The following is a 20,029-nucleotide window of genomic DNA, read 5'->3' on the forward strand; positions in this document are numbered from 1 at the left end:
CTCCTCCGACGCCGCCGGTCCACACGGCGCCCACGATGGTCGCGCCCATGGCCCCGGCCCCCGTGCCCCCGCCCGCCCCGGCCCCCGCCCCCTACGGGCAGACCCCGCCCCCGTACGGGCAGGTCCCCGGGCAGCCCCCCGGCCACGGCCAGCCGCCGCACACCCCGGCCCACGGCCAGCAGCAGCCGTACGGCCAGCAGCCCCCCTACGGGCAGACCCCACCCCCGTACGGTCAGCAGCCGCCCGCCTTCGGGCAGCAGCACGCGGGCGTGCCCCAGGGCGTCCCCGCCACCGGCGCGGGCCTCGCCGCCGCGCTCGCGCCGTACAAGGAGACCGCCACCGGCTCCCGCTGGACCCCGCAGAACCAGCAGCTCATGCGGGTCGACCTCGCCATGGGCGGCACGCCCGTCCTGGCCCGGCAGGGCTCCATGGTCATGTACCAGGGCAAGGTCGACTTCGGCTACAAGGGCGCGGGCTTCGCCGGCCGGATCGTCGGCAACGCCACCGGCCAGGAGATGCAGCTGATGCGCTGCACCGGCCGCGGCCAGGTCTTCCTCGCCGAGGAGGGCGCCCAGCTGCACCCGATCGAGCTCCAGGGCGACGGCATCTGCGTCTCCGCCGAGAACGTCCTCGCGTTCGACGAGACCCTCCAGTACGAGGTCCGCCGCATCGAGGGCCACGGCATCCCCGGCGGCGCCCTCTTCACCATGCAGTTCCAGGGCAGCGGCACCGTCGTCGTGAAGACCCGCGGCATCCCCGTGGTCCTCCCGGTCACGCCCACGACCTTCGCCGACTGCAACGCGGTCGTCGCCTGGTCGTCCGCGTCCCAGGTCGTCCTCTCCAGCCAGGTGCGCCTGCGCCGCAACGCCTACCCGGGCCACAGCGGCGAGACCGTCAACCTGCAGTTCCGGGGCGCCCCCGGCAACTTCATCGTCGTCCAGCCCTACGAGGTCTGAGGGAGCCCGAAGCCATGAACCAGCAACTCGCGGGCTACGCCCCGACCCCCGTCGCGGCCCGGATGGAGAACCACGGCAGCACCATGCTCAAGGTCGCCATGGCGAGCGGCCAGGACCTCTACGCCCGGACCGGCTCGATGGTCGCCTACGAGGGCTTCATCACCTACGAGCCCAACCCGCCCGCCGTCCGCCAGTACGCGCAGCAGTGGGTCACCGGCGAGGGCGCGCCGATCATGAAGTGCTCCGGCGACGGACTGCTCTACCTCGCCGACTACGGCGCCGACGTCGTCGTGATCAACCTGAACAACGACTCCCTGTCGGTCAACGGCACCAACCTGCTCGCCTTCGACGCGCACCTCCAGTGGGGCGTCGAGCGGGTCAAGGGCCTCGCCAAGTTCGCGGGGCAGGGCCTGTTCAACGTGACGATCGCCGGCACCGGCTGGGTCGCGCTGACCTCGCGCGGCACCCCGATCGTCGTCGACTGCGGCCGCGGCGAGGACGAGACGTACGTCGACCCCGACGCGCTCGTCGCCTGGTCGCCCGCGCTCAAGGTCAAGGGCAAGCGCAGCTTCAAGGCCTCCTCCCTCATCGGACGGGGCAGCGGCGAGGCCTACCAGATGGCCTTCTCGGGCCAGGGCATCGTCGTCGTACAGCCGAGCGAGGACAGCACCGACCGCCTGCGGGTCCGGGGCTGAGGGGGAGCGAGAACACACCATGCAGAGCCCGCTTTTCAACCACGCCGAGCAGCAGAGCCAGGAGCGGTACGTCATCCAGAACCCGCAGCTCCTGCGGGTCAGCCTGACCGGGCAGGACGACGTCCTCGCCCGCAAGGGCGCCATGGTCGCGTACCAGGGCCTCGTCGACTTCGACGGCGAGTACCAGACCGCGAACCAGCGCCGGGCCCGCGCCCGCACCGGGGAGGGCCTCGACCTGATGCGCTGCTCCGGGCAGGGCACGGTCTACTTCGCCAACCTCGCCCAGTACGTCCACGTCGTGGAGGTCGAGCAGGAGGGCCTCACCGTCGACAGCGCCTACGTCCTGGCGCTCGACTCGACCCTCCACACCGAGGTCATCGCCGTCGACAGCCAGTACGGCATCTCCGGCTCCGGCAAGTACCAGCTCAACATCTCCGGCCGCGGCAAGGTCGCCCTGATGACCTCAGGGCAGCCGCTGATGATGCAGGTCACGCCCGAGAAGTACGTCAGCGTCGACGCGGACGCGATCGTCGCCTGGTCCACCGGCCTGCGCGTCCAGATGCAGGCGCAGACGCACAACTCCAGCGTCCGCCGCCGGCGCGGCGACACCGGCGAGGGCTGGGAGCTGAGCTTCCTCGGACAGGGCTTCGCGCTCGTCCAGCCCAGCGAGGTCATGCCCCCGCAGCACGCGGCCATCGGCCAGGGCATCGCCGCCCAGTACGGGGCCGGACAGCACGGCGCCCACGGCCAGAACCAGAACAACGCCTGGAACTAGGCAGGGGTACGGAGACGGGGGTACGGGAAGGGGGCGGGTGCCGGTCGTGGCGCCCGCCCCCTTCCTCCGTCCTCACAGCCGCGCCAGCGTGCCCTCCAGGAGGCGGACCACCGACGTGTCCGCCACGCCCGCCACGTCCTCGTACGCGAACCAGCGCAGGTCCAGCGACTCCTCACTGATCCGCTCCACCGCCTCCGCCGGGGCCAGGGCCGCGTACTGCACGTCCAGGTGCCAGTGGCAGGGCGCCGGGATCGGGTGCCGGTCGAGCCGCACCGGACCGCCGGGCAGCAGGACGAGTCCGGGGATTCCGGACTCCTCCGTCGCCTCCCGCAGCGCGGCGCCCTCGACCGTCGTGTCGCCGGGCTCGCAGTGGCCGCCCATCTGCAGCCACATGCCCAGCTTCCTGTGCAGGGTCAGCAGCACCCGGCCCCGCGCGGGGTCGACCACCAGCGCGCTGGACGTCAGATGACCGGCCGAGCAGGGCTTGTACATGCCGTCCGGGTGCGCGTCCAGGTGGTCCAGGTAGACCTGCCGCAGCTCTTCCTGGCCCCCGTACTCCTTCAGTACGAGGACCGCGTCGTCGTGCAGGGTCACTCCTTGCCGTCCCCGCCGCCGGTCCCGTCCCGGCCGTCGTCCTCCGGGGAGTCACCCTTCGGGGCGTCGCCCCGCGCCGCCTCGCCGAGCATCTTGTCCAGCTCGGAGAAGTCCAGGTGCTCCCGGTGCACGAAGCCGTCCGGGTCGTCCAGGTCGGTCGCCGTCGGCAGCATGTCCGGGTGCTCCCACAGGCCGTCCCGGCCGTCGACCCCGCGCGCGTCGGTGAGCGAGGCCCACAGGCGCGCCGCGTCCCGCAGCCGCCGCGGACGCAGCTCCAGACCGATCAGGGTCGCGAAGGTCTGCTCGGCGGGACCGCCCGAGGCCCGGCGCCGGCGCAGCGTCTCGCGCAGCGCGTCCGCCGAGGTCAGACGGGACTTGGCGGCCTCGTGGACCACCGCGTCCACCCAGCCCTCGACCAGCGCGAGCGCCGTCTCCAGACGGGCCAGGGCCGCCTTCTGCTCCGGGGTGTCCTCCGGCTGGAACATGCCCTGCTGGAGCGCCTCCTGAAGCTGCTCGGGGTGCGTCGGGTCGAGCTGGCCCACCGCCTCCTCCAGCTTCGAGGTGTCGACCTTGATCCCGCGCGCGTACCCCTCGACCGCGCCGAACAGGTGCGCCCGCAGCCACGGCACGTGCGCGAAGAGGCGCTGGTGGGCCGCCTCGCGCAGGGCCAGGTAGAGCCGCACCTCGTCCGAGGGCACGCCCAGGTCCTTGCCGAAGGCCTCGACGTTCAGCGGGAGCAGCGCGGCGCGCCCGGCCGGGCCCAGCGGCAGGCCGACGTCGGTCGAGCCGACGACCTCGCCGGCGAGCGCGCCCACGGCCTGCCCGATCTGCTGGCCGAACATGGCGCCGCCCATGGAGCGCATCATGCCGATCAGCGGGCCCGCCATGGCCTGCATCTCCTCCGGCAGGACGTCGCCCATCGCCGTGCCGACCCGCTCGGCGACCGGGTCCACGAGCTGCTGCCACGCCGGCAGCGTCGCCTCGACCCACTCCGCGCGGCTCCACGCCACGGCGACGTTCGTGCCCGAGGGCAGCGAGGTCGCCTGGTCCAGCCACAGGTCGGCCAGGCGCAGGGCCTCCTGGACCGCGGACTTCTCGGCCGGGCCCACGCTGGCGTCCTTGGTGCCGTCGGGGGTGCCCTGGGCCACCACCTGGCGCGCGATCTGCTTGGCCATGTCCCAGTTGACGGGGCCGCCCTCGTAGCTCAGCATCTGCCCGAGCTGCTGGAAGGCCGCGCCCAGGTCGTTGGGGTTCAGCGAGCCGAACATCGCCGCGAACGGATTGTCCGCGCCGCCCGGTCCGCCGATCCCGCCCATGCCCGGCAGCGCGCCGAAGCCGAACGGGTTCGCCCCGAAGGGGTTGCCGCCCTGGCCACCGGACCCCTGGCCACCTCCGGCGGGGTCCTTCTTCTTGCCTTCGTCGCCGTCCTCCGGCTCCTCCGGCGGAAGGCCGAATCCGAATGGGGTGTCACTCACAGGTTTCCTCGGCTCGTAGGGCCGCCGGCCTCCTGCCGACGGCGACTGCCCGACCAGAGCCTGCCCACGACAGGCTCCGCACACCACCAGCGTAGACATCCGGGCCGGAAACGGGCTCGGTGCTCCGCCGGGGCGTGCCCTGCGGCAGGATGGACGCCACCTGGTCCGTACGTCGTGCGGCGTACGTACTGAAGACAACCGCTGGAGACGCCCGGTGAGTTCCCCAGATCCACAGGTTCGCGGAGCGCGAAACCACTCGACCCGGTCCACCGCGCGCGGGCCCGTCGTCGCGGTCACCGGTGCCGCGTCCGGCGTCGGCGACCTGCTGACCAGGCGGCTCGCCGCCTCCGACGAGGTCGGGCGGGTCGTCGCCATCGACGAGCGCCGGGGCGAGGTCCCCGAGGCGCACTGGCACGTCCTCGACGTGCGCGACCCGGCCATCGCGGAGAAGCTGCGCGGCGCCGACGTCGTCGTGCACCTCGCCGTCGACCTCGACCTGGAGACCGACCCCGCCGCCCGGACGGCCTACAACGTGCGCGGCACGCAGACCGTGCTGACCGCCGCCGCGGCCGCCGGGGTCCACCGGGTGGTGCTCTGCACCTCCGCGATGGTCTACGGCGCCCTGCCCGACAACGACGTCCCGCTCTCCGAGGACGCCGAGCTGAAGGCCACGGCGGAGGCCACCGGCGTCGGCGACCTGCTGGAGATCGAGCGCCTGGGCCGCCGGGCGCCCCGCGCGCACCCCGGCCTCCACGTCACCGTGGTCCGCCCGGCCGTCCTGGTCGGCGGCACGGACACGGCGCTGACCCGCTACTTCGAGTCGCCCCGGCTGCTCGTCGTGGCCGGCTCCCGGCCGACCTGGCAGTTCTGTCACGTCGAGGACCTGGTGAGCGCCCTGGAGTACGCGGCCCTGGAGAAGGTCGAGGGGGAGTTCGCGGTCGGCTGCGACGGCTGGCTGGAGCAGGAGGAGGTCGAGGAGCTCTCCGGGATCCGGCGCATGGAGCTGCCCTCCACCGTCGCCCTGGGCACGGCCGCCCGCCTCCACCGGATCGGCCTCACCCCGTCCCCGGCGGGCGACCTCGCGTACACCATGCACCCCTGGGTGGTGAGCGTCGGACGCCTGCACGACGCGGGCTGGCGCCCGAAGTGGACGAACGAGGAGGTCCTCGCCGCGCTCCTGGAGGAGGTCGAGGGCCGCCACACGGTCGCGGGCCGCCGCCTGGGCCGCAAGGACGCGACGGCGGCCGGCGCGGCCGGCGCGACGGTGGCGCTGCTCGGCACGGCGGCGCTCGTCCGGCAGATGCGGAAGCGGCGCGGGATCTGATCCCCTCACCGCTGCCGTACGGCCGTCTGTAGGACCCTCCTACGGAGGGTCCGGAGCGCCGGTCGAAACCTCTCTTCCGGGTTGTCGGCGGCGTACGGCACGATGGGGCCATGGCACTGACGTTTGACCACCCCGGCGAGCGGGCCGCGGCCGACCCCATCAAGCTCCTCGCGATCCGGGAGACCCCGCTCTCCGTCGACGAGGTCTTCCGGGCCGTCGGGGACGATGCCTCCGGCGGCACGACCCTCTTCGTCGGCACCGTGCGCAACCACGACGGCGGCGCCGACGTCGACGCGCTCGGCTACTCCTGCCACCCCACGGCCGAGGCGGAGCTGCGCCGCGTCGCCGAGAAGGTCGTCGCGAACCACCCGGTCCGCGCCCTGGCCGCCGTCCACCGCGTGGGCGACCTGGAGGTCGGCGACATCGCGGTCGTCGTGGCCGTCTCCTGCCCCCACCGCGCAGAGGCCTTCGAGGCCTGCCGCAGGCTCATCGACGACCTCAAGCACGAAGTACCCATTTGGAAGCACCAGACCTTCTCGGACGGGACCGAGGAGTGGGTGGGTTCCTGCTAGGGAGCACCGGGAAGCAAGGCGACGCGCCGACAGGGCGTAGCCGAACGCCCGATTTGCGTAACCGACCCCCGCGCGCGAGCGTTGACGACACGGATGAAACAGTCTGCTGATCAACTCACTGGGGATGGGAGGTCGGAATGGCAGCGCTGGCCTGGTTGCTGATTCCGCTTTTCGCAGTCGTCGGCGCGGCGATATGGGGAAGCTGGGCTTCGAGGAACAAGACCATAGGCGACGTGGCCGAACTCGCCGGTTACGCCCGCTTCCGGGACGCGATGGAACGCGCCCACCCCACGCCCCCCGAATCCGTCCGCCCCGAACGCGAAGACTCCGCCCGTCCCGCGCTCTCCGATTCCGCCCGCCACGAGCGCGAACCGGCCGCGGCCGCCACCGCCGTCACCCCCTCCTCCTCCGGCTGACGCGGGCCGCCCCGTACGGACCCGCCCCGAGGGTGCACCCATGGGCGAGTCCCGTACTGTCGTTCCATGCCACGCCGCACCGCGACGATGCTCGCCTCCACCCTGGTCCTGATCTGCCTGCTCATCGCCGGCGTTCTGATCCCGGTGCCGTACGCGGAGATGAGCCCCGGCCCGACGGTCAACACCCTCGGTGAGGCCAGGGGGGAGCCCGTCCTCCAGATCTCCGGACGCAAGACGTACCCGACCGACGGCCACCTCAACATGACGACGGTCCGGGTCACCAGCGCGGACTACAAGATGAACGCCGTCGAGGCCGTCTACGGCTGGCTCGCCCACGACAACGTGGTGGTGCCGCACGACACGCTCTACCCGGACGGCAAGACCGAGGAGCAGTCGAGCCAGGAGAACGCCGAGGAGTTCAGCCAGTCCCAGGAGAGCGCCAAGGTGGCGGCCCTCGGGGAGCTGGGCATCCCGGTGGTCTCCCGGGTCGTCGTCGCCATGGTGGTCAAGGGCGCCCCGGCCGAGGGCAAGCTGCACGCCGGGGACGTCGTCAAGGCCGTCGACGGCGTGCCGATCACCGACCAGAGCGGCGTCGCGGCGCAGGTGACGAAGCGGAAGCCCGGCCAGAAGGTCGAGTTCACGATCGTCCCCGCCAAGGAGGCGGCCGCCGCCGAGAAGGCGGGCAAGGAGCCGACCGCCACGCGGAAGGTGGTCATCACGACCACCACCTCCGAGGAGGGCGACCGGGCGGTCGTCGGCATCCAGGCCGGCACCGACCACGTCTTCCCGTTCACGATCGACATCAAGCTGGCCGACGTCGGCGGCCCCAGCGCCGGGCTGATGTTCGCGCTCGGCATCATCGACAAGCTCACCCCGGAGAGCCTCACGGGCGGCCGGTTCGTCGCCGGCACCGGCACCATCGACGACAAGGGGAAGGTCGGCCCGATCGGCGGCATCGAGATGAAGCTGGTCGGCGCGCGCAACGCGGGCGCCGAGTACTTCCTCACCCCGGCCGACAACTGCGCCACGGCCGCCTCCGACATCCCCGACGGACTCACCCTCGTCAAGGTCGACACCATCGACGACGCCACGAAGTCCCTGGAGAAGCTCCGCAAGGGCGACACGGCGTCCCTGCCGAGCTGCTCGAAGGACTGAGACCACGCGGAAACGGAGGGGCGCCCGACCGGACCGGTCGGGCGCCCCCTCCTCCGTGCGTACGGCCCTCAGCCCTCGAAGGTGGCCGCCAGCGCCTCCGCGAGCCCCGGCACCAGGTCCGGGCCCGTCAGGACCTCGGTCGCCGAGTCCTTCTCGCGCAGCCGGATCGCCGCCTCGCGCGCCCCGCCCCGCAGCACCGCCACGGTCATCCGGACCTCCTGGCGGTCCGGGTGGCCGGCCACCCACGTGGCGAGCTGCTTCTCGCTCAGCCCCTGCGGAACCTGGGCCTCCGCCGACGGGGGCAGCATCAGCCGCTCCACCGTCATGGCGCAGCCGGCGACGGCGTCGGGCCAGGCGACCGTGCCGAGGAACTCGTCGAGCGGCTTCCCGCGCGGCAGCTTGTCCTGCTCGATCGGGGTGTAGGAGGCGGCGTCGTCGCCCAGGCCGAGCTGGGAGGCCAGCCGGGGCTCCTGGGCGCGCAGGCGGGCGGTGTCGACCAGGGCGAACAGGCGGGCGGGCTGGTCCCAGCCGAGGCCCGCCGCGTACTCGTCGATCTCGAGCACCGCGCGGGTGAGGGGGCTCGCGGCCATCGCCGGGCCGGAGGGGGAAACGTTGGACATGACCAACATCCTGCCTCCTCTTCCCCCGAAGCCGGGAACTAGGTAAAGCCTCGGTAAGTTGCATCAGTGGGCCCTACGATCGCGGGGCCTGCTTTCAGACCCACCAAGCACGCATCGACACGCATCGACACACGTCGACACCGAGACGCATCAACATCGAGGGGCGCACGTTGGCTTTCCAGATGCCGGACCGCGGCGGAGGCCCGTCAGGGCCAAGGATGAGAGTCGGCCGGCCGTCCCGGCGGGCCCGTACCCTGCTCATGACACTCGGGGTCCTGGCCGTCCTGGCCATGGCGTTCGTGATGTTCGCCGGGTTCTGGACGGACTGGCTCTGGTACCGCTCGGTCCACTACTCGTCCGTGTTCACCACCACACTGTGGACCAAGATCGGCCTCTTCGCGGTCTTCGGCCTCCTGATGGGCCTGGCCGTCGGCTTCAACATCTGGCTGGCGCACCGGCTGCGGCCGCCGCTCAGCGCGATGTCCCTGGAGCAGCAGAGCCTCGACCGGTACCGGATGGGCCTGGCGCCCTTCAAGAAGTGGGTGCTGCTCGCGGTCACGGCCCTGGTGGCCCTGATCGCCGGCGCCTCCGCCTCCGGCCAGTGGCGCACCTGGCTGATGTGGATCAACGGCGTGAAGTTCGGCCAGAAGGACCCGCAGTTCGGGCTCGACGTGTCGTTCTACGCCTTCGACCTGCCCTGGTACCGCTTCCTGCTCGCGTTCGGCTTCGCCGCCGCCGTCCTGTCGCTGATCGCCGCCGCGCTCACCCACTACCTGTACGGCGGGCTGCGGGTCACCAGCCCGGGCGCCCGCGCCACCGCCGCCGCCACGGGCCACCTCTCGGTGCTCCTCGGCGTCTTCGTGTCGCTGAAGGCCGTGGCGTACTGGCTCGACCGGTACGGCCTGGCCGTGAAGTCCAGCGACTTCAAGGCCACCGGCAACTGGACGGGCCTGCGGTACGTCGACGCCAACGCGTACCTGCCGGCGAAGACCATCCTCTTCTGCATCGCCGCGATCTGCGCCGTGCTGTTCTTCGCGACGCTCTGGCGCCGCACCTGGCAGCTCCCGGTGATCGGCTTCGGCCTGATGGTGCTCTCCGCGGTCCTGATCGGCGGCCTATACCCGGCCATCGTGCAGAAGTTCCAGGTCCAGCCGAACGAGCAGGCCAAGGAAGCGCCGTACATCCAGAAGAACATCGACGCGACCCGCAAGGCGTACGCGATCGACGGGACGAAGCCCGAGAACTACTCGGGCAAGTCGACGGTCAAGGACAAGGACCGGCTGCGGACGGACGCCGAGACGGCGGCCAGCTACCGGATCCTCGACCCGAACATCGTCTCGCCCACGTTCCAGCAGCTGGAGCAGAAGCGGAAGTACTACCAGTTCCCGACCACCCTGGACGTGGACCGCTACCAGGGCAAGGACACCGTCATCGGTCTCCGCGAGCTCAACATCCGGGGCATCCCGAAGCGGAACTGGATCAACGACCACTTCACCTACACCCACGGCTACGGCGCGATCATGGCCACGGGCACGCAGACCGACGCCAACGGCTCCCCGGTCTTCACCGAGTCCGGTCTGCCGACCACCGGCCAGCTCCCGAAGTACGAGCAGCGGATCTACTACGGCGAGAAGACCGACCAGTACTCGATCGTGGGCGGGCCCCAGCGGGAGCTCGACTACGAGGAGAACGGCGAGAAGACCACCAGCTACACGGGGAAGAGCGGCGTCAGCCTCTCCAGCGCCTTCAACCGCGCCGCGTACGCGGTGGCCTTCAGCGAGCCGCAGATCCTCTACTCGGGGGCCATCGGCGACGGCTCGCGGATCCTCTACAACCGCACGCCCAAGGAGCGCGTCGAGGCCGTCGCGCCCTGGCTGACCATCGACGGCGACGCCTACCCGGCGGTCGTCGGCGGCCGGATCCAGTGGATCGTCGACGCGTACACGACGACCAACGGCTACCCGTACGCTTCGCGCACCACGCTCGGCGACAGCACGGCCGACTCGCTGACCGTCGGCAACCAGCAGCGCACGGTCGTCGCCCAGCAGAACCAGGTCAACTACATCCGCAACTCGGTGAAGGCCACCGTCGACGCCTTCGACGGCACGGTGAAGCTGTACCAGTGGGACACCCAGGACCCGGTCCTCAAGACCTGGATGAAGGCCTTCCCGGACACGGTCGAGCCGAAGTCCTCGATCAAGGGCGACCTCCTGGAGCACCTGCGCTACCCGCAGGACATGTTCAAGGTCCAGCGCGAGCTGCTGACCCGCTACCACGTCACCGACCCGGCGCAGTTCTACAGCGGCTCGGACGCCTGGCAGGTGCCGGACGACCCGACCAACAAGGACGGCAACGCGGTCCCGCCGTACTACCTGAGCATGAAGATGCCCGGGGACACGGCGCAGCGCTTCTCGCTGACGACGACGTTCACGCCGAACGGGCGGCCCAACCTGGGCGGCTTCATGGCGGTCGACGCCGACGCCACCAGCAAGGAGTACGGCCGGCTGAGACTGCTGCGGGTCACCCAGGACGTGCCCGGCCCGGCCCAGGTGCAGAGCAAGCTCAACGGCCTGCCGTCCGTGGCCCAGTTCGTCCGGGACCTGAAGGGCGCCGACTCCGACATCCAGTACGGCAACCTGCTGACCGTGCCGCTCGACGGCGGGTTCCTGTACGTCGAGCCGGTCTACGCCCAGGGACGGAACGCGCTCTACCCGCTCCTGAAGAAGGTCGCCGTGTCGTACGTGGACGCGGACCAGCCCGCGGGTGACACGACCAAGGACACCACGGTGTTCGAGGACAACCTCACCGAGGCGCTCAACGCGGTCTTCGGGGTGGACGCGCCGACGCAGCCGACGCCGGAGCAGCCCACGCCCGAGCAGCCGGGCACCACGCCTCCGCCGCCGGCGTCGAACGACGCCGCGCTGAAGCAGGCGATCGCCGACGCCCAGAAGGCGTACGACGCCGGCGAGGCCGCCCTGCAGAAGCAGGACTGGGGCGCGTACGGCAGGGCCCAGGAGGACCTCCAGGCGGCCCTCCAGCGGGCCGCGGAGGCCGGGGCGAAGCTCAAGTCACCGTGAGCAGGCGGCTGACCTGAGGTTTTCCACCTCCGCGTCGTGATACTGTTACGTCACCGACGCGGGGTGGAGCAGCTCGGTAGCTCGCTGGGCTCATAACCCAGAGGTCGCAGGTTCAAATCCTGTCCCCGCTACTCTGTGGCAAACGAGGGCCCGGATCCATAAGGATCCGGGCCCTCGTCGTGTGTCGACGTGCCAGGGGGTACCGAAGAGCGGTAGGGAAGGGGCGAGTTGGCGTGAGTCGTGTTTGACTTGTCTCTCTGTGGGCATGTCGACAAAACGCTGAGTGACCTCACTGGCTGCGGTTTACCAGGTGTGCTCGGGTGGCGGGTGGTGCGACGATGGTATTTATGGGGGACAGGGCAACTCTGTTGGAGACAGGGCGGTTTGTGCAGCGGCATGCCAGGAACGCCGCGGACGAGATCATCGAGGCGGCGGGGGTGCTCGACGCGCTCCCCGGCACCACCGCCGCGACCGATGCCGTCACCGAGAACGAGACCGAGACCGAGACGGAGGCCCGGCACCGCCGCGCCGCCGAGCGCGGCGACCTCGCCTCCACGAGCGCCCTCGGCGCGCTGCTGCTGCGCCGCGGCGACCTCGACGGCGCCGAGCCCTACCTGCGCGCCGCCACCGCCGAGGGGGACCGCGCCGCCGCCAACAACCTGGGCGTCCTGCTGCACCAGCGCGGCTACGCCGACGAGGCCGCCGGCTGGTGGCGGGTCGCCGCCGTCGCCGGCTCCGCCCCCGCCGCCCACGCCCTCGGCCGCCACCACCGCGAGCGCGGCGACGAGCCCGCCGCCGAGTACTGGCTGCGCCAGGCCGCCGAGCAGGGCCACGCCCTCGGCGCGTACGCCCTCGCCGACCTCCTGGAGCACCGCGGCGACGTCGGCGCCGAGCGCTGGCTGCGCGCCGCCGCCGAGCAGGGCCACCGCGAGGCCGCCTACCGCCTCGCCATGGCCCTGGAGCGGCGCGCCACCGAGACCACCCGCGGTCCGCACGCCACCGGCACCCGGCTCCCGGTCCCCGGCGCCGCCAGGAGCGCCGCGGCCCCCGGCGCCCTGCTGCCCGACGGCCCCCCGGCCGCCGAGCCCGGAGGCGAACTCGCCGAGGCCGAGCAGTGGTTCCGGCAGGCCGCCGCGCGCGGCCACCGGCGGGCCGCGCTCCACCTCGGCGCCATCCTGGAGCAGCGCGGCGACCTCAAGGAGGCCGGCCGCTGGTACCTCAGCTCCGCCAAGGAGGGCGAGGCCAGGGCCGCCTGCGCGCTCGGCTTCCTGCTCCGCGACGCGGGCGACGAGGAGAGCGCCGCCGTGTGGTGGCTGCGGGCCGCCCAGGACGGCGACGGCAACGCCGCCAACGCCCTGGGGGCCCTGCACGCGGCCCGGGGCGAGCAGCAGACCGCCGAGCGCTGGTACCGGGCCGCCATGGACGCCGGCGACGTCAACGGCGCCTACAACCTCGGGCTGCTCTGCGCCGCCCAGGACCGCATCCCCCAGGCCGAGCAGTGGTACCGGCGGGCCGCCTACGCGGGCCACCGCGAGGCCGCCAACGCGCTGGCCGTCCTGCTCCTCCAGGCCGGTGACGCGAACGGCGCCGAGCCGTGGTTCTCCAAGGCCGCCGAGGCCGGCAGCGTGGACGCCGCCTTCAACCTGGGCATCCTGCACGCCGGGCGCGACGACGACCGCACGGCCCTCGTCTGGTACGAGCGGGCCGCCGCCGCCGGGCACACCGAGGCCGCCCTCCAGGTCGGCATCGCCGCCCTGCGCGACGGCGACGAGCAGACCGCCGAGCGGCACCTGCGGTGCGCGGCGGGCGGCGGCAGCGCCGAGGCCGCCTTCCGGCTCGCCTCGGTCCTCGACGCGCGCCGCCCCGAGCCCGGCCCCGCCGTGCTCGGCGCGCCCCGCGAGGAGAGGAGCGAGTGCGAGGAGTGGTACGAGCGGGCCGCCCGGCAGGGCCACCGGCGCGCCCAGGTGCGGGTCGGGATGCTCGCCGCCGCGCGCGGCGACCTGGCCGAGGCCGACCGCTGGTACCGCGAGGCCGCCGAGGCGGGCAGCCGCAACGGCGCCTTCAACCTGGGGCTGCTGCTCGCCCGCGAGGGCAGCGAGCGCGAGGCCTCCCTCTGGTGGACCCGGGCCGCCCGGGCCGGTCACGGCCGCGCCGCGCTCCGGCTCGCACTGCTCGCGGCGCGCCGGGGCGAGCTGACCGAGGGGCGCCGCTGGTGCGCCCGCGCGGTGGAGCTGGGCCCGGCGGAGGTGGCCGAGCGGGCGGCGCGGCTGAGCGAGGCGCTGCACCAGGAGCTCACCGCGTGACGGCCGGTCCAGGGGGTGACGGCCGGTCCAGGGGGTGGCGGGCGTTAACGGATTTGCGCTGGTGACGGAGGGCCCGTAAGGTTGGGTTCACCGACGCGGGGTGGAGCAGCTCGGTAGCTCGCTGGGCTCATAACCCAGAGGTCGCAGGTTCAAATCCTGTCCCCGCTACTCAGTGGCAAACGAAGGCCCGGATCCGATTCGCTCGGATCCGGGCCTTCGTCGTACAGGCGTATACGTGTGCGGAAAAGGGCCCCCGCCGGAGCGGGGGCCTTCTCGTGCGCGGCTCAGGCCGTCGTGGCGCAGCTCGGGCAGATGCCCCGGTACGTGACCTCGACCTCGGAGATCGTGAAGCCGAAGCGCTCGCTGTCCGGCAGGTCCGCCAGCGGGTCGCCGCCCGGCTGCACGTCGCGGATCGCGCCGCAGCGGCCGCAGACCAGGTGCTGGTGCGGACGGTGGGCGTTCGGGTCGTACCGCTTGGCGCGTCCGTCGGTGGCCACCTCGATGACCTCGCCGAGGGTGACCATCTCGCCCAGCGTGTTGTAGACGGTCGCGCGCGAGATCTCGGGCAGCCGCGTCACGGCGCGCGCGTGCACCTCGTCGGCGGTCAGGTGCACATGGTCCCCGTCGAGGACTTCGGCCACGACGCGCCGCTGCGCGGTCATGCGCCAGCCACGTCCGCGCAGTCGTTCCAACAGGTCGCTCATGAGGGTCAGCCTAACAGTCGGTGACAAGATCGCGAACGAGTGTGAGTTTGGAGTCCTCCTCGGTTTATATCTCTGCTTGACTTGGACTTAGTCCAATGTAGGATCGTGCTCGGCACTGGCCACGGCCCGTGAGGGGCGGGCCGGAGACAGGACACAGGCATGACGCAGGAGGCGCACGTGACGCAGGGACCGCTCACCACGGAGGCCGGGGCTCCGGTCACCGACAACCAGAACAGCGAGACCGCGGGCGTCGGCGGGCCGGTCCTCGTCCAGGACCAGCTCCTCCTGGAGAAGCTCGCCCACTTCAACCGCGAGCGGATTCCGGAGCGCGTGGTCCACGCGCGCGGGGCGGGCGCCTACGGCACCTTCACCGTGACCCGGGACGTCTCGCGGTGGACGTGCGCCGCCTTCCTCTCCGAGGTCGGCAAGGAGACCGAGACCTTCCTGCGCTTCTCCACGGTGGCGGGCAGCCTCGGCTCGGCCGACGCGGTCCGCGACCCGCGCGGCTGGGCGCTGAAGTTCTACACCGAGGAGGGCAACTACGACCTCGTCGGCAACAACACCCCGGTGTTCTTCGTCAGGGACGCCGTCAAGTTCCCCGACTTCATCCACACCCAGAAGCGCGACCCGTACACCGGCTCCCAGGAGGCGGACAACGTCTGGGACTTCTGGGGCCTCTCCCCGGAGTCGACGCACCAGGTCACCTGGCTCTTCGGCGACCGCGGCATCCCCGCCTCGTACCGCCACATGAACGGCTACGGCTCGCACACGTACCAGTGGAACAACGAGGCCGGCGAGGTCTTCTGGGTCAAGTACCACTTCAAGACCGACCAGGGCATCAAGAACCTCACCCAGGCCGAGGCGAACCGGCTGGCCGGCGAGGACCCCGACTCGCACCAGCGCGACCTGCGCGAGGCCATCGAGCGCGGCGACTTCCCGAGCTGGACCGTGCAGGTCCAGATCATGCCCGCGGCCGAGGCGGCGGCCTACCGCTTCAACCCCTTCGACCTCACCAAGGTGTGGCCGCACGAGGACTACCCGCCGATCGAGATCGGCAAGCTGGAGCTCAACCGCAACCCGGAGAACGTCTTCGCCGAGGTCGAGCAGTCGGTCTTCAGCCCCGCGCACTTCGTGCCGGGCATCGGCCCGTCCCCCGACAAGATGCTCCAGGGGCGCCTCTTCGCCTACGGCGACGCCCACCGCTACCGCGTCGGCATCAACGCCGGCCACCTGCCGGTGAACCGTCCGCGCGCCACCGAGGCGCGCACGCACGCGCGTGACGGGTTCCTCTACGACGGCCGCCACGGCGGCGCGAAGAACTACGAGCCGAACAGCTTCGGCGGACCGCACCAGACCGGCCGCCCCCTGTGGCAGCCGGTCCCGGTCGCGGGCGCCACCGGCGACCACCCCGCCCCGCTCCACGCCGAGGACGACGACTTCGTCCAGGCCGGGAACCTCTACCGCCTGATGTCCGAGGACGAGAAGGGGCGTCTCGTGGAGAACCTGGCGGGCTTCATCGCCAAGGTCTCGCGCGACGACATCGCCGAGCGGGCGATCGACAACTTCCGCAGGGCGGACGGAGACTTCGGCAAGCGGCTGGAGACCGCGGTCCAGGCCCTGCGCGGCTGACGGCGGCCTGCCGAGGAAGGAGGGGCCGGCCCCCCACCCGTATCCGTACGGGCGGGGGACCGGCCCCTCCGCACGTGCTCAGGCGGCGGCGCTGTGCACCGGGATCCAGCAGCGGACGATGTCGCGGACGGAGACGATGCCGACCGGCCCGTGGTCGTCGAGGACGACCAGATGGCGGAAGCCGCCGCGGGTCATCGCCTCGGCCGCCTCCGCCAGGGTCCAGGTGGGCGCGGCGAAGACGACGTCCCGGGTGGTGTGGGCGTCGGCGGTCTCGTGGTCGGGGTTCCGGTCGGCGCCGACGGCGTCGAGGATGTCGCGCTCGGTGAGGATGCCGATGCCGCCGGAATCCCCGTCCTGGACGACGGCGGCGCCGACGCGGCGCGCCGACATCAGTCTCGCCGCCTGGCGGAGGGTGTGGGCCGGGCCGATGGTCAGGGTCACGGGGCTCATGGCGTCGCGGACGAGCATGGAAGGGACCACCTCCTGTTCGAGAACTTTTTCACAAGTTCACAAGTGGGGGGAGTCTCAGAGTGGCACCGGGGGAGGGGGCCGACAAGGGGGCGCGCGAGGCGCCCCCGGGAGCGTCGGGGGCGCGGAACCTCTTGAGGCCCGACCCGACCCGACCTGACCCGGCCCGACCTGACCCGACCTGACCCGGCCCGGCCCGGCTCTTCCCGGCTTCTCGCCTTCCCGGCTCCCCGCCTTCTCGCCCGAGGGCCGGTCAGCCCTCCTCGGGCGCCCGCTGGTTCAGGTACGCCAGCAGCTCGCCGTGGAGCAGTCCGTTGGACGCCGCCGCGTTCCCGCTGTGCGGCCCGTGCCGCCCGTCCAGGCCCGTGTACGTGCCGCCCGCCTCCTGGACCACGATCGACACCGCCGCCGTGTCCCACAGCGACAGCTCCGGCTCCGCGCAGATGTCCACGGAGCCCTCCGCGACCATCATGTACGGCCAGAAGTCGCCGTACGCCCGCGTCCGCCAGCACGCGCGCGTGAGGTCCAGGAAGCCGTCGAGCCGCCCCCGCTCCTCCCAGCCGCTCAGCGAGGAGTACGCGAACGAGGCGTCCGCCAGGGAGGAGACCTTCGAGACCCCGATCCGGGTCGCCGAGGCCAGGCTGCGGCCCGTGTACGCCCCGAGGCCCTTCGCCGCCCACCAGCGGCGGCCGAGCGCCGGGGCCGACACCACGCCCACCACCGGCTGGAAACCGGTCTCCCCGGCCTCCATCAGCGCGATCAGGGTCGCCCAGACCGGCACCCCGCGCACGTAGTTCTTCGTCCCGTCGATCGGGTCGATCACCCAGCGGCGCGGGCCCGAGCCCTCCACGCCGTACTCCTCGCCCAGGATCGCGTCGCGCGGCCTGGCCCGCTGGAGCTGACCGCGGATCAGCTCCTCCGCCGCCTTGTCGGCCTCGCTCACCGGCGTCATGTCCGGCTTCGTCTCGACCTTGAGGTCGAGCGCCTGGAAACGGGCCGTGGTGGCCGCGTCGGCGGCATCGGCGAGGACGTGGGCGAGACGCAGGTCATCGTGGTAATCGGCCATGGTCGGCACTCTATCCCCGGGCGATCCCGGCCGGCCGGACCGTCCACCGCGGCCCCGGGCTCCTTGACAGGGCGCGGACGCCTGCCGACGCTGTGTACGGGACCGTGCGCGGAGCGTGCCGGTCCCCGCACCGAAACGTACGGCCCGGGAGGCGCCGATGCCGACTGCCCGCGAGGTCCTGCTCGACGCGGCGCTCGCCGCGCTCGCGCACCGGCCCTGGTCCGCCGTGCGGATGGCCGACCTCGCCGCCGCCGCCCGGGTCTCCCGGCAGACCCTCTACAACGAGTTCGGCAGCAAGGAAGGGCTCGCCCGCGCCCTCGTGCGCAGGGAGGCCGACACCTATCTCCAAGGGGTCCGGAAGCTGCTCGCCGCCCCGGGGCCGCCCGCCCGGACCCTCGCCGTCCTCGCCGAGTGGATCGTGGCCCGGGCCGCCGCCCGGCCGGTCCTGCGGGCCCTGCTCACCGGCGCCTGGGACGCGCGGCTCCCGGCGCCCCGCCCGGCCAGGCCGGGCGCCCGGCCCGCCGCCGTCCCCGCCCAGCGCCGCGCCGACGCCGGGCCGCCCGCGCCGGGGGAGCTGGTGGCGGCGGCCGCGGCCTGCGCGGACGAGAGCTGGGCGGCCGGCTGCGAACTCGCCGTCAGGATCGCCCTCAGCCACGTCGTCGCGCCCCCGGTGCCGGGCGGCGGGACGGCCGGAGAAGTCCGGAGCGCGGGGACCCGGAGCGCGGGGGCTCAGTGCGCGGAGCCGGAGAGCTGGAGCCCGATCACGCCCGCGATCACCAGGGTGATCGAGACGATCTTGAGGGTGGAGACCACGTCACCCAGGAAGATCATGCCGTAGATCGCGGTCCCGGCCGCGCCGATCCCCGTCCACACCGCGTACGCCGGCCCCACGTCGAGCTTCCGCAGCGCCAGCGTGAGCAGACCGAAGCTGCCCAGGGCGAAGGCCGCGAAGGCGATCGTCGGCCACAGACGGGTGAAGCCGTGCGAGAGCTTGAGGCAGACCGCGAAACCCGTCTCCAGGAACCCCGCCACCACCACCAGCAGCCACGCCATCGTCAGTGCCTCCCACGCCGTCGGTGACCGCTTCGTCGCACTTGGTGCGATTATGCACTTACCTGTACCGAACGGGCGGTAAGCGCGGGCGGGTCACCGGTGAACGGAGGCGCCGGTGAACACGGGCGGGTCAGTCGCCCTCGCGCCGCTCCCGGGTCGCGAGGAGCCGCCGCAGCGAGACGAGCCGCGCCGGATCGGCGTGCCCCTCCGCCACGTACGCGTCGAGGGCGCAGTCCGGCTCGTCGTGGCTGCACGCGCGCGGGCAGTTCTCCGTACCCGGTACGAGGTCGGGGAACGCGAGGATCACCCGGGACGGGTCCACGTGGTTCAGGCCGAAGGAGCGCACGCCCGGGGTGTCGATCACCCAGCCGCCCTCCTCGTCGTCGAGCGGCAGGGCGAGCGCCGAGGTCGTGGTGTGCCGACCGCGACCCGTGACCGCGTTCACCACGCCGGTGGTGCGCCGCCGTTCCGGCGGCACCAGTGCGTTGACCAGGGTCGTCTTGCCGACACCGGAGTGCCCCACGAACGCGGTGGTCCTGCCCTTGAGGTGCGCGCGCACCCGCTCGGCGGCGGCCCCGTCGACGAACTCGTCCCGGGTGGTCACCACGTACGGCACGCCGAGCGCCCCGTACATCTCCAGGAGCGCGTCCGGCGGCGCCAGGTCCGACTTGGTGAGCACGAGCAGCGGGGAGAGGCCGCCGTCGTACGCGGCGACCAGGCAGCGGTCGATCAGCCGGGGCCGCGGCTCGGGGTCGGCGAGCGCGGTGACGATCGCCAGCTGGTCGGCGTTGGCGACGACCACCCGCTCGTACGGGTCGTCGTCGTCGGCGGTGCGGCGGAGCACCGAGGAGCGCTCCCCGATGCGCACGATCCGGGCCAGGGTGTCCTTCTCGCCGGACAGGTCACCGACGAGCGAGACCCGGTCGCCGACCACGGCGGCCTTGCGGCCCAGCTCGCGCGCCTTCATCGCCGTCACGGGCCGGTCGTCCACCAGACAGGTCAGCCGGCCCCGGTCGACGGTGAGGACCATGCCCTCGACGGCGTCCTCGTGCTTCGGCCGGATGCTGGTCCGGGGGCGGGTCCCCTTGCGGTTGGGCCGCTGGCGGATGTCGTCCTCGTCGGTGTGCTTGCCGTAGCGCCGCATGGC

General features: G+C 72.5%; 19 protein-coding genes and 2 tRNA genes. 13 read left to right on the forward strand and 8 right to left on the reverse strand.

Translation table 11 applies throughout. The features are described from left to right. The 3 genes from OO47_RS21550 to OO47_RS21560 form a co-directional block, all read left to right on the forward strand. On the forward strand, positions 1–956 hold a 956-nt coding region (locus OO47_RS21550), incomplete at its 5' end, for an AIM24 family protein (protein ID WP_033209916.1). A 14-nt stretch (positions 957–970) separates the two neighbouring features. Next, positions 971–1,651 carry an AIM24 family protein gene (locus tag OO47_RS21555; RefSeq protein WP_030207253.1) on the forward strand — a complete coding sequence of 227 codons (681 nt, stop codon included), beginning with the start codon at positions 971–973 and terminating at the stop codon, positions 1,649–1,651. A 19-nt stretch (positions 1,652–1,670) separates the two neighbouring features. Beyond that, a complete protein-coding gene (locus tag OO47_RS21560) occupies positions 1,671–2,426 on the forward strand; it encodes an AIM24 family protein (protein WP_030207256.1) in 756 nt (251 codons plus the stop codon). 72 nt (positions 2,427–2,498) lie between these two features. On the opposite strand, the gene OO47_RS21565 is transcribed toward OO47_RS21560, so the two are convergent. Both OO47_RS21565 and OO47_RS21570 read right to left on the reverse strand, forming a co-directional pair. Then, complete coding sequence (locus tag OO47_RS21565) at positions 2,499–3,020, reverse strand: NUDIX hydrolase (RefSeq protein WP_030207259.1); 522 nt, start codon at positions 3,018–3,020, stop codon at positions 2,499–2,501. Further along, entirely contained in the window at positions 3,017–4,495 is a 1,479-nt protein-coding gene (locus OO47_RS21570) for a zinc-dependent metalloprotease (protein ID WP_030207262.1), read from the reverse strand. The genes OO47_RS21565 and OO47_RS21570 overlap by 4 nt, the downstream gene beginning before the upstream one ends. A 214-nt stretch (positions 4,496–4,709) precedes the next feature. Here OO47_RS21570 and OO47_RS21575 point away from each other — a divergent pair, with 214 nt between their 5' ends. From OO47_RS21575 to OO47_RS21590, 4 genes are all read left to right on the forward strand, one after another. Beyond that, the gene (locus OO47_RS21575) at positions 4,710–5,819 is read left to right on the forward strand and encodes an SDR family oxidoreductase (RefSeq protein WP_030207265.1); all 1,110 of its coding nucleotides are present in this window, start codon (positions 4,710–4,712) and stop codon (positions 5,817–5,819) included. Positions 5,820–5,929: 110 nt separating this feature from the next. Then, positions 5,930–6,391 (forward strand): molybdenum cofactor biosynthesis protein MoaE, encoded by a 462-nt coding sequence (locus OO47_RS21580; RefSeq protein WP_030207268.1) that lies wholly within the window; start codon positions 5,930–5,932, stop codon positions 6,389–6,391. A 233-nt stretch (positions 6,392–6,624) separates the two neighbouring features. After that, positions 6,625–6,807 carry a hypothetical protein gene (locus OO47_RS21585; RefSeq protein WP_030207271.1) on the forward strand — a complete coding sequence of 61 codons (183 nt, stop codon included), beginning with the start codon at positions 6,625–6,627 and terminating at the stop codon, positions 6,805–6,807. A gap of 66 nt (positions 6,808–6,873) precedes the next feature. Further along, on the forward strand, positions 6,874–7,962 hold the full coding sequence (locus tag OO47_RS21590) for a YlbL family protein (protein WP_030207272.1): 1,089 nt from the start codon (positions 6,874–6,876) through the stop codon (positions 7,960–7,962). 68 nt (positions 7,963–8,030) lie between these two features. Here OO47_RS21590 and OO47_RS21595 read toward each other — a convergent pair whose 3' ends face one another. Continuing rightward, a complete protein-coding gene (locus OO47_RS21595; RefSeq protein WP_030207273.1) occupies positions 8,031–8,582 on the reverse strand; it encodes a PPA1309 family protein in 552 nt (183 codons plus the stop codon). A gap of 182 nt (positions 8,583–8,764) precedes the next feature. Here OO47_RS21595 and OO47_RS21600 point away from each other — a divergent pair, with 182 nt between their 5' ends. The 4 genes from OO47_RS21600 to OO47_RS21615 all read left to right on the forward strand — a co-directional run bounded on the left by OO47_RS21600 (position 8,765) and on the right by OO47_RS21615 (position 14,130). Then, complete coding sequence (locus OO47_RS21600; protein ID WP_030207275.1) at positions 8,765–11,659, forward strand: UPF0182 family membrane protein; 2,895 nt, start codon at positions 8,765–8,767, stop codon at positions 11,657–11,659. Positions 11,660–11,716: 57 nt separating this feature from the next. Beyond that, a tRNA-Met gene (locus OO47_RS21605) sits at positions 11,717–11,790 on the forward strand. Between the two features lie 207 nt (positions 11,791–11,997). Beyond that, complete coding sequence (locus OO47_RS21610) at positions 11,998–13,962, forward strand: tetratricopeptide repeat protein (protein ID WP_030207277.1); 1,965 nt, start codon at positions 11,998–12,000, stop codon at positions 13,960–13,962. Between the two features lie 94 nt (positions 13,963–14,056). Continuing rightward, positions 14,057–14,130: transfer RNA gene (locus OO47_RS21615), tRNA-Met, on the forward strand. 116 nt (positions 14,131–14,246) lie between these two features. Here OO47_RS21615 and OO47_RS21620 read toward each other — a convergent pair. Next, complete coding sequence (locus tag OO47_RS21620) at positions 14,247–14,666, reverse strand: Fur family transcriptional regulator (RefSeq protein ID WP_030207278.1); 420 nt, start codon at positions 14,664–14,666, stop codon at positions 14,247–14,249. 159 nt (positions 14,667–14,825) lie between these two features. Between OO47_RS21620 and OO47_RS21625 the strand changes: the two genes are divergently transcribed. Next, a complete protein-coding gene (locus OO47_RS21625) occupies positions 14,826–16,295 on the forward strand; it encodes a catalase (RefSeq protein WP_030207281.1) in 1,470 nt (489 codons plus the stop codon). A gap of 78 nt (positions 16,296–16,373) precedes the next feature. Here the strand turns inward: OO47_RS21625 and OO47_RS21630 are convergent, their stop codons facing one another. Together OO47_RS21630 and hisN are read right to left on the reverse strand one after the other, a co-directional pair. Further along, the gene (locus OO47_RS21630; protein ID WP_030207283.1) at positions 16,374–16,763 is read right to left on the reverse strand and encodes a CBS domain-containing protein; all 390 of its coding nucleotides are present in this window, start codon (positions 16,761–16,763) and stop codon (positions 16,374–16,376) included. 253 nt (positions 16,764–17,016) lie between these two features. Further along, positions 17,017–17,829 (reverse strand): histidinol-phosphatase, encoded by an 813-nt coding sequence (gene hisN, locus OO47_RS21635; RefSeq protein ID WP_030207285.1) that lies wholly within the window; start codon positions 17,827–17,829, stop codon positions 17,017–17,019. A 157-nt stretch (positions 17,830–17,986) separates the two neighbouring features. Here hisN and OO47_RS21640 point away from each other — a divergent pair, with 157 nt between their 5' ends. Next, complete coding sequence (locus OO47_RS21640; RefSeq protein ID WP_030207287.1) at positions 17,987–18,667, forward strand: TetR/AcrR family transcriptional regulator; 681 nt, start codon at positions 17,987–17,989, stop codon at positions 18,665–18,667. On the opposite strand, the gene OO47_RS35300 is transcribed toward OO47_RS21640, so the two are convergent. Together OO47_RS35300 and rsgA are read right to left on the reverse strand one after the other, a co-directional pair. After that, positions 18,559–18,882 carry a DMT family transporter gene (locus OO47_RS35300; protein WP_052880704.1) on the reverse strand — a complete coding sequence of 108 codons (324 nt, stop codon included), beginning with the start codon at positions 18,880–18,882 and terminating at the stop codon, positions 18,559–18,561. The two genes, OO47_RS21640 and OO47_RS35300, sit on opposite strands and share 109 nt — an antisense overlap. A gap of 130 nt (positions 18,883–19,012) precedes the next feature. Continuing rightward, complete coding sequence (rsgA, locus tag OO47_RS21645; RefSeq protein WP_030207289.1) at positions 19,013–20,026, reverse strand: ribosome small subunit-dependent GTPase A; 1,014 nt, start codon at positions 20,024–20,026, stop codon at positions 19,013–19,015. Between the last annotated feature and the right edge of the window lie 3 nt (positions 20,027–20,029).

The sequence above is a fragment of the Streptomyces bikiniensis genome (assembly GCF_000716625.1).
Classification (GTDB): Bacteria; Actinomycetota; Actinomycetes; order Streptomycetales; family Streptomycetaceae; genus Streptomyces; species Streptomyces bikiniensis.

Excerpts from the sequence above, each read along its gene's own strand:
- OO47_RS21555 (WP_030207253.1), top strand. The coding sequence starts at position 971 with ATGAACCAGCAACTCGCGGGCTACGCCCCGACCCCCGTCGCGGCCCGG.
- OO47_RS21560 (WP_030207256.1), top strand. The coding sequence starts at position 1,671 with ATGCAGAGCCCGCTTTTCAACCACGCCGAGCAGCAGAGCCAGGAGCGG.
- OO47_RS21580 (WP_030207268.1), top strand. The coding sequence starts at position 5,930 with ATGGCACTGACGTTTGACCACCCCGGCGAGCGGGCCGCGGCCGACCCC.
- OO47_RS21590 (WP_030207272.1), top strand. The coding sequence starts at position 6,874 with ATGCCACGCCGCACCGCGACGATGCTCGCCTCCACCCTGGTCCTGATC.
- OO47_RS21595 (WP_030207273.1), bottom strand. The coding sequence starts at position 8,582 with ATGTCCAACGTTTCCCCCTCCGGCCCGGCGATGGCCGCGAGCCCCCTC.
- OO47_RS21600 (WP_030207275.1), top strand. The coding sequence starts at position 8,765 with ATGCCGGACCGCGGCGGAGGCCCGTCAGGGCCAAGGATGAGAGTCGGC.
- OO47_RS21610 (WP_030207277.1), top strand. The coding sequence starts at position 11,998 with ATGGTATTTATGGGGGACAGGGCAACTCTGTTGGAGACAGGGCGGTTT.
- OO47_RS21620 (WP_030207278.1), bottom strand. The coding sequence starts at position 14,666 with ATGAGCGACCTGTTGGAACGACTGCGCGGACGTGGCTGGCGCATGACC.
- OO47_RS21625 (WP_030207281.1), top strand. The coding sequence starts at position 14,826 with ATGACGCAGGAGGCGCACGTGACGCAGGGACCGCTCACCACGGAGGCC.
- OO47_RS21630 (WP_030207283.1), bottom strand. The coding sequence starts at position 16,763 with ATGCTCGTCCGCGACGCCATGAGCCCCGTGACCCTGACCATCGGCCCG.
- hisN (WP_030207285.1), bottom strand. The coding sequence starts at position 17,829 with ATGGCCGATTACCACGATGACCTGCGTCTCGCCCACGTCCTCGCCGAT.
- OO47_RS21640 (WP_030207287.1), top strand. The coding sequence starts at position 17,987 with ATGCCGACTGCCCGCGAGGTCCTGCTCGACGCGGCGCTCGCCGCGCTC.
- OO47_RS35300 (WP_052880704.1), bottom strand. The coding sequence starts at position 18,882 with ATGGCGTGGCTGCTGGTGGTGGTGGCGGGGTTCCTGGAGACGGGTTTC.
- rsgA (WP_030207289.1), bottom strand. The coding sequence starts at position 20,026 with ATGCGGCGCTACGGCAAGCACACCGACGAGGACGACATCCGCCAGCGG.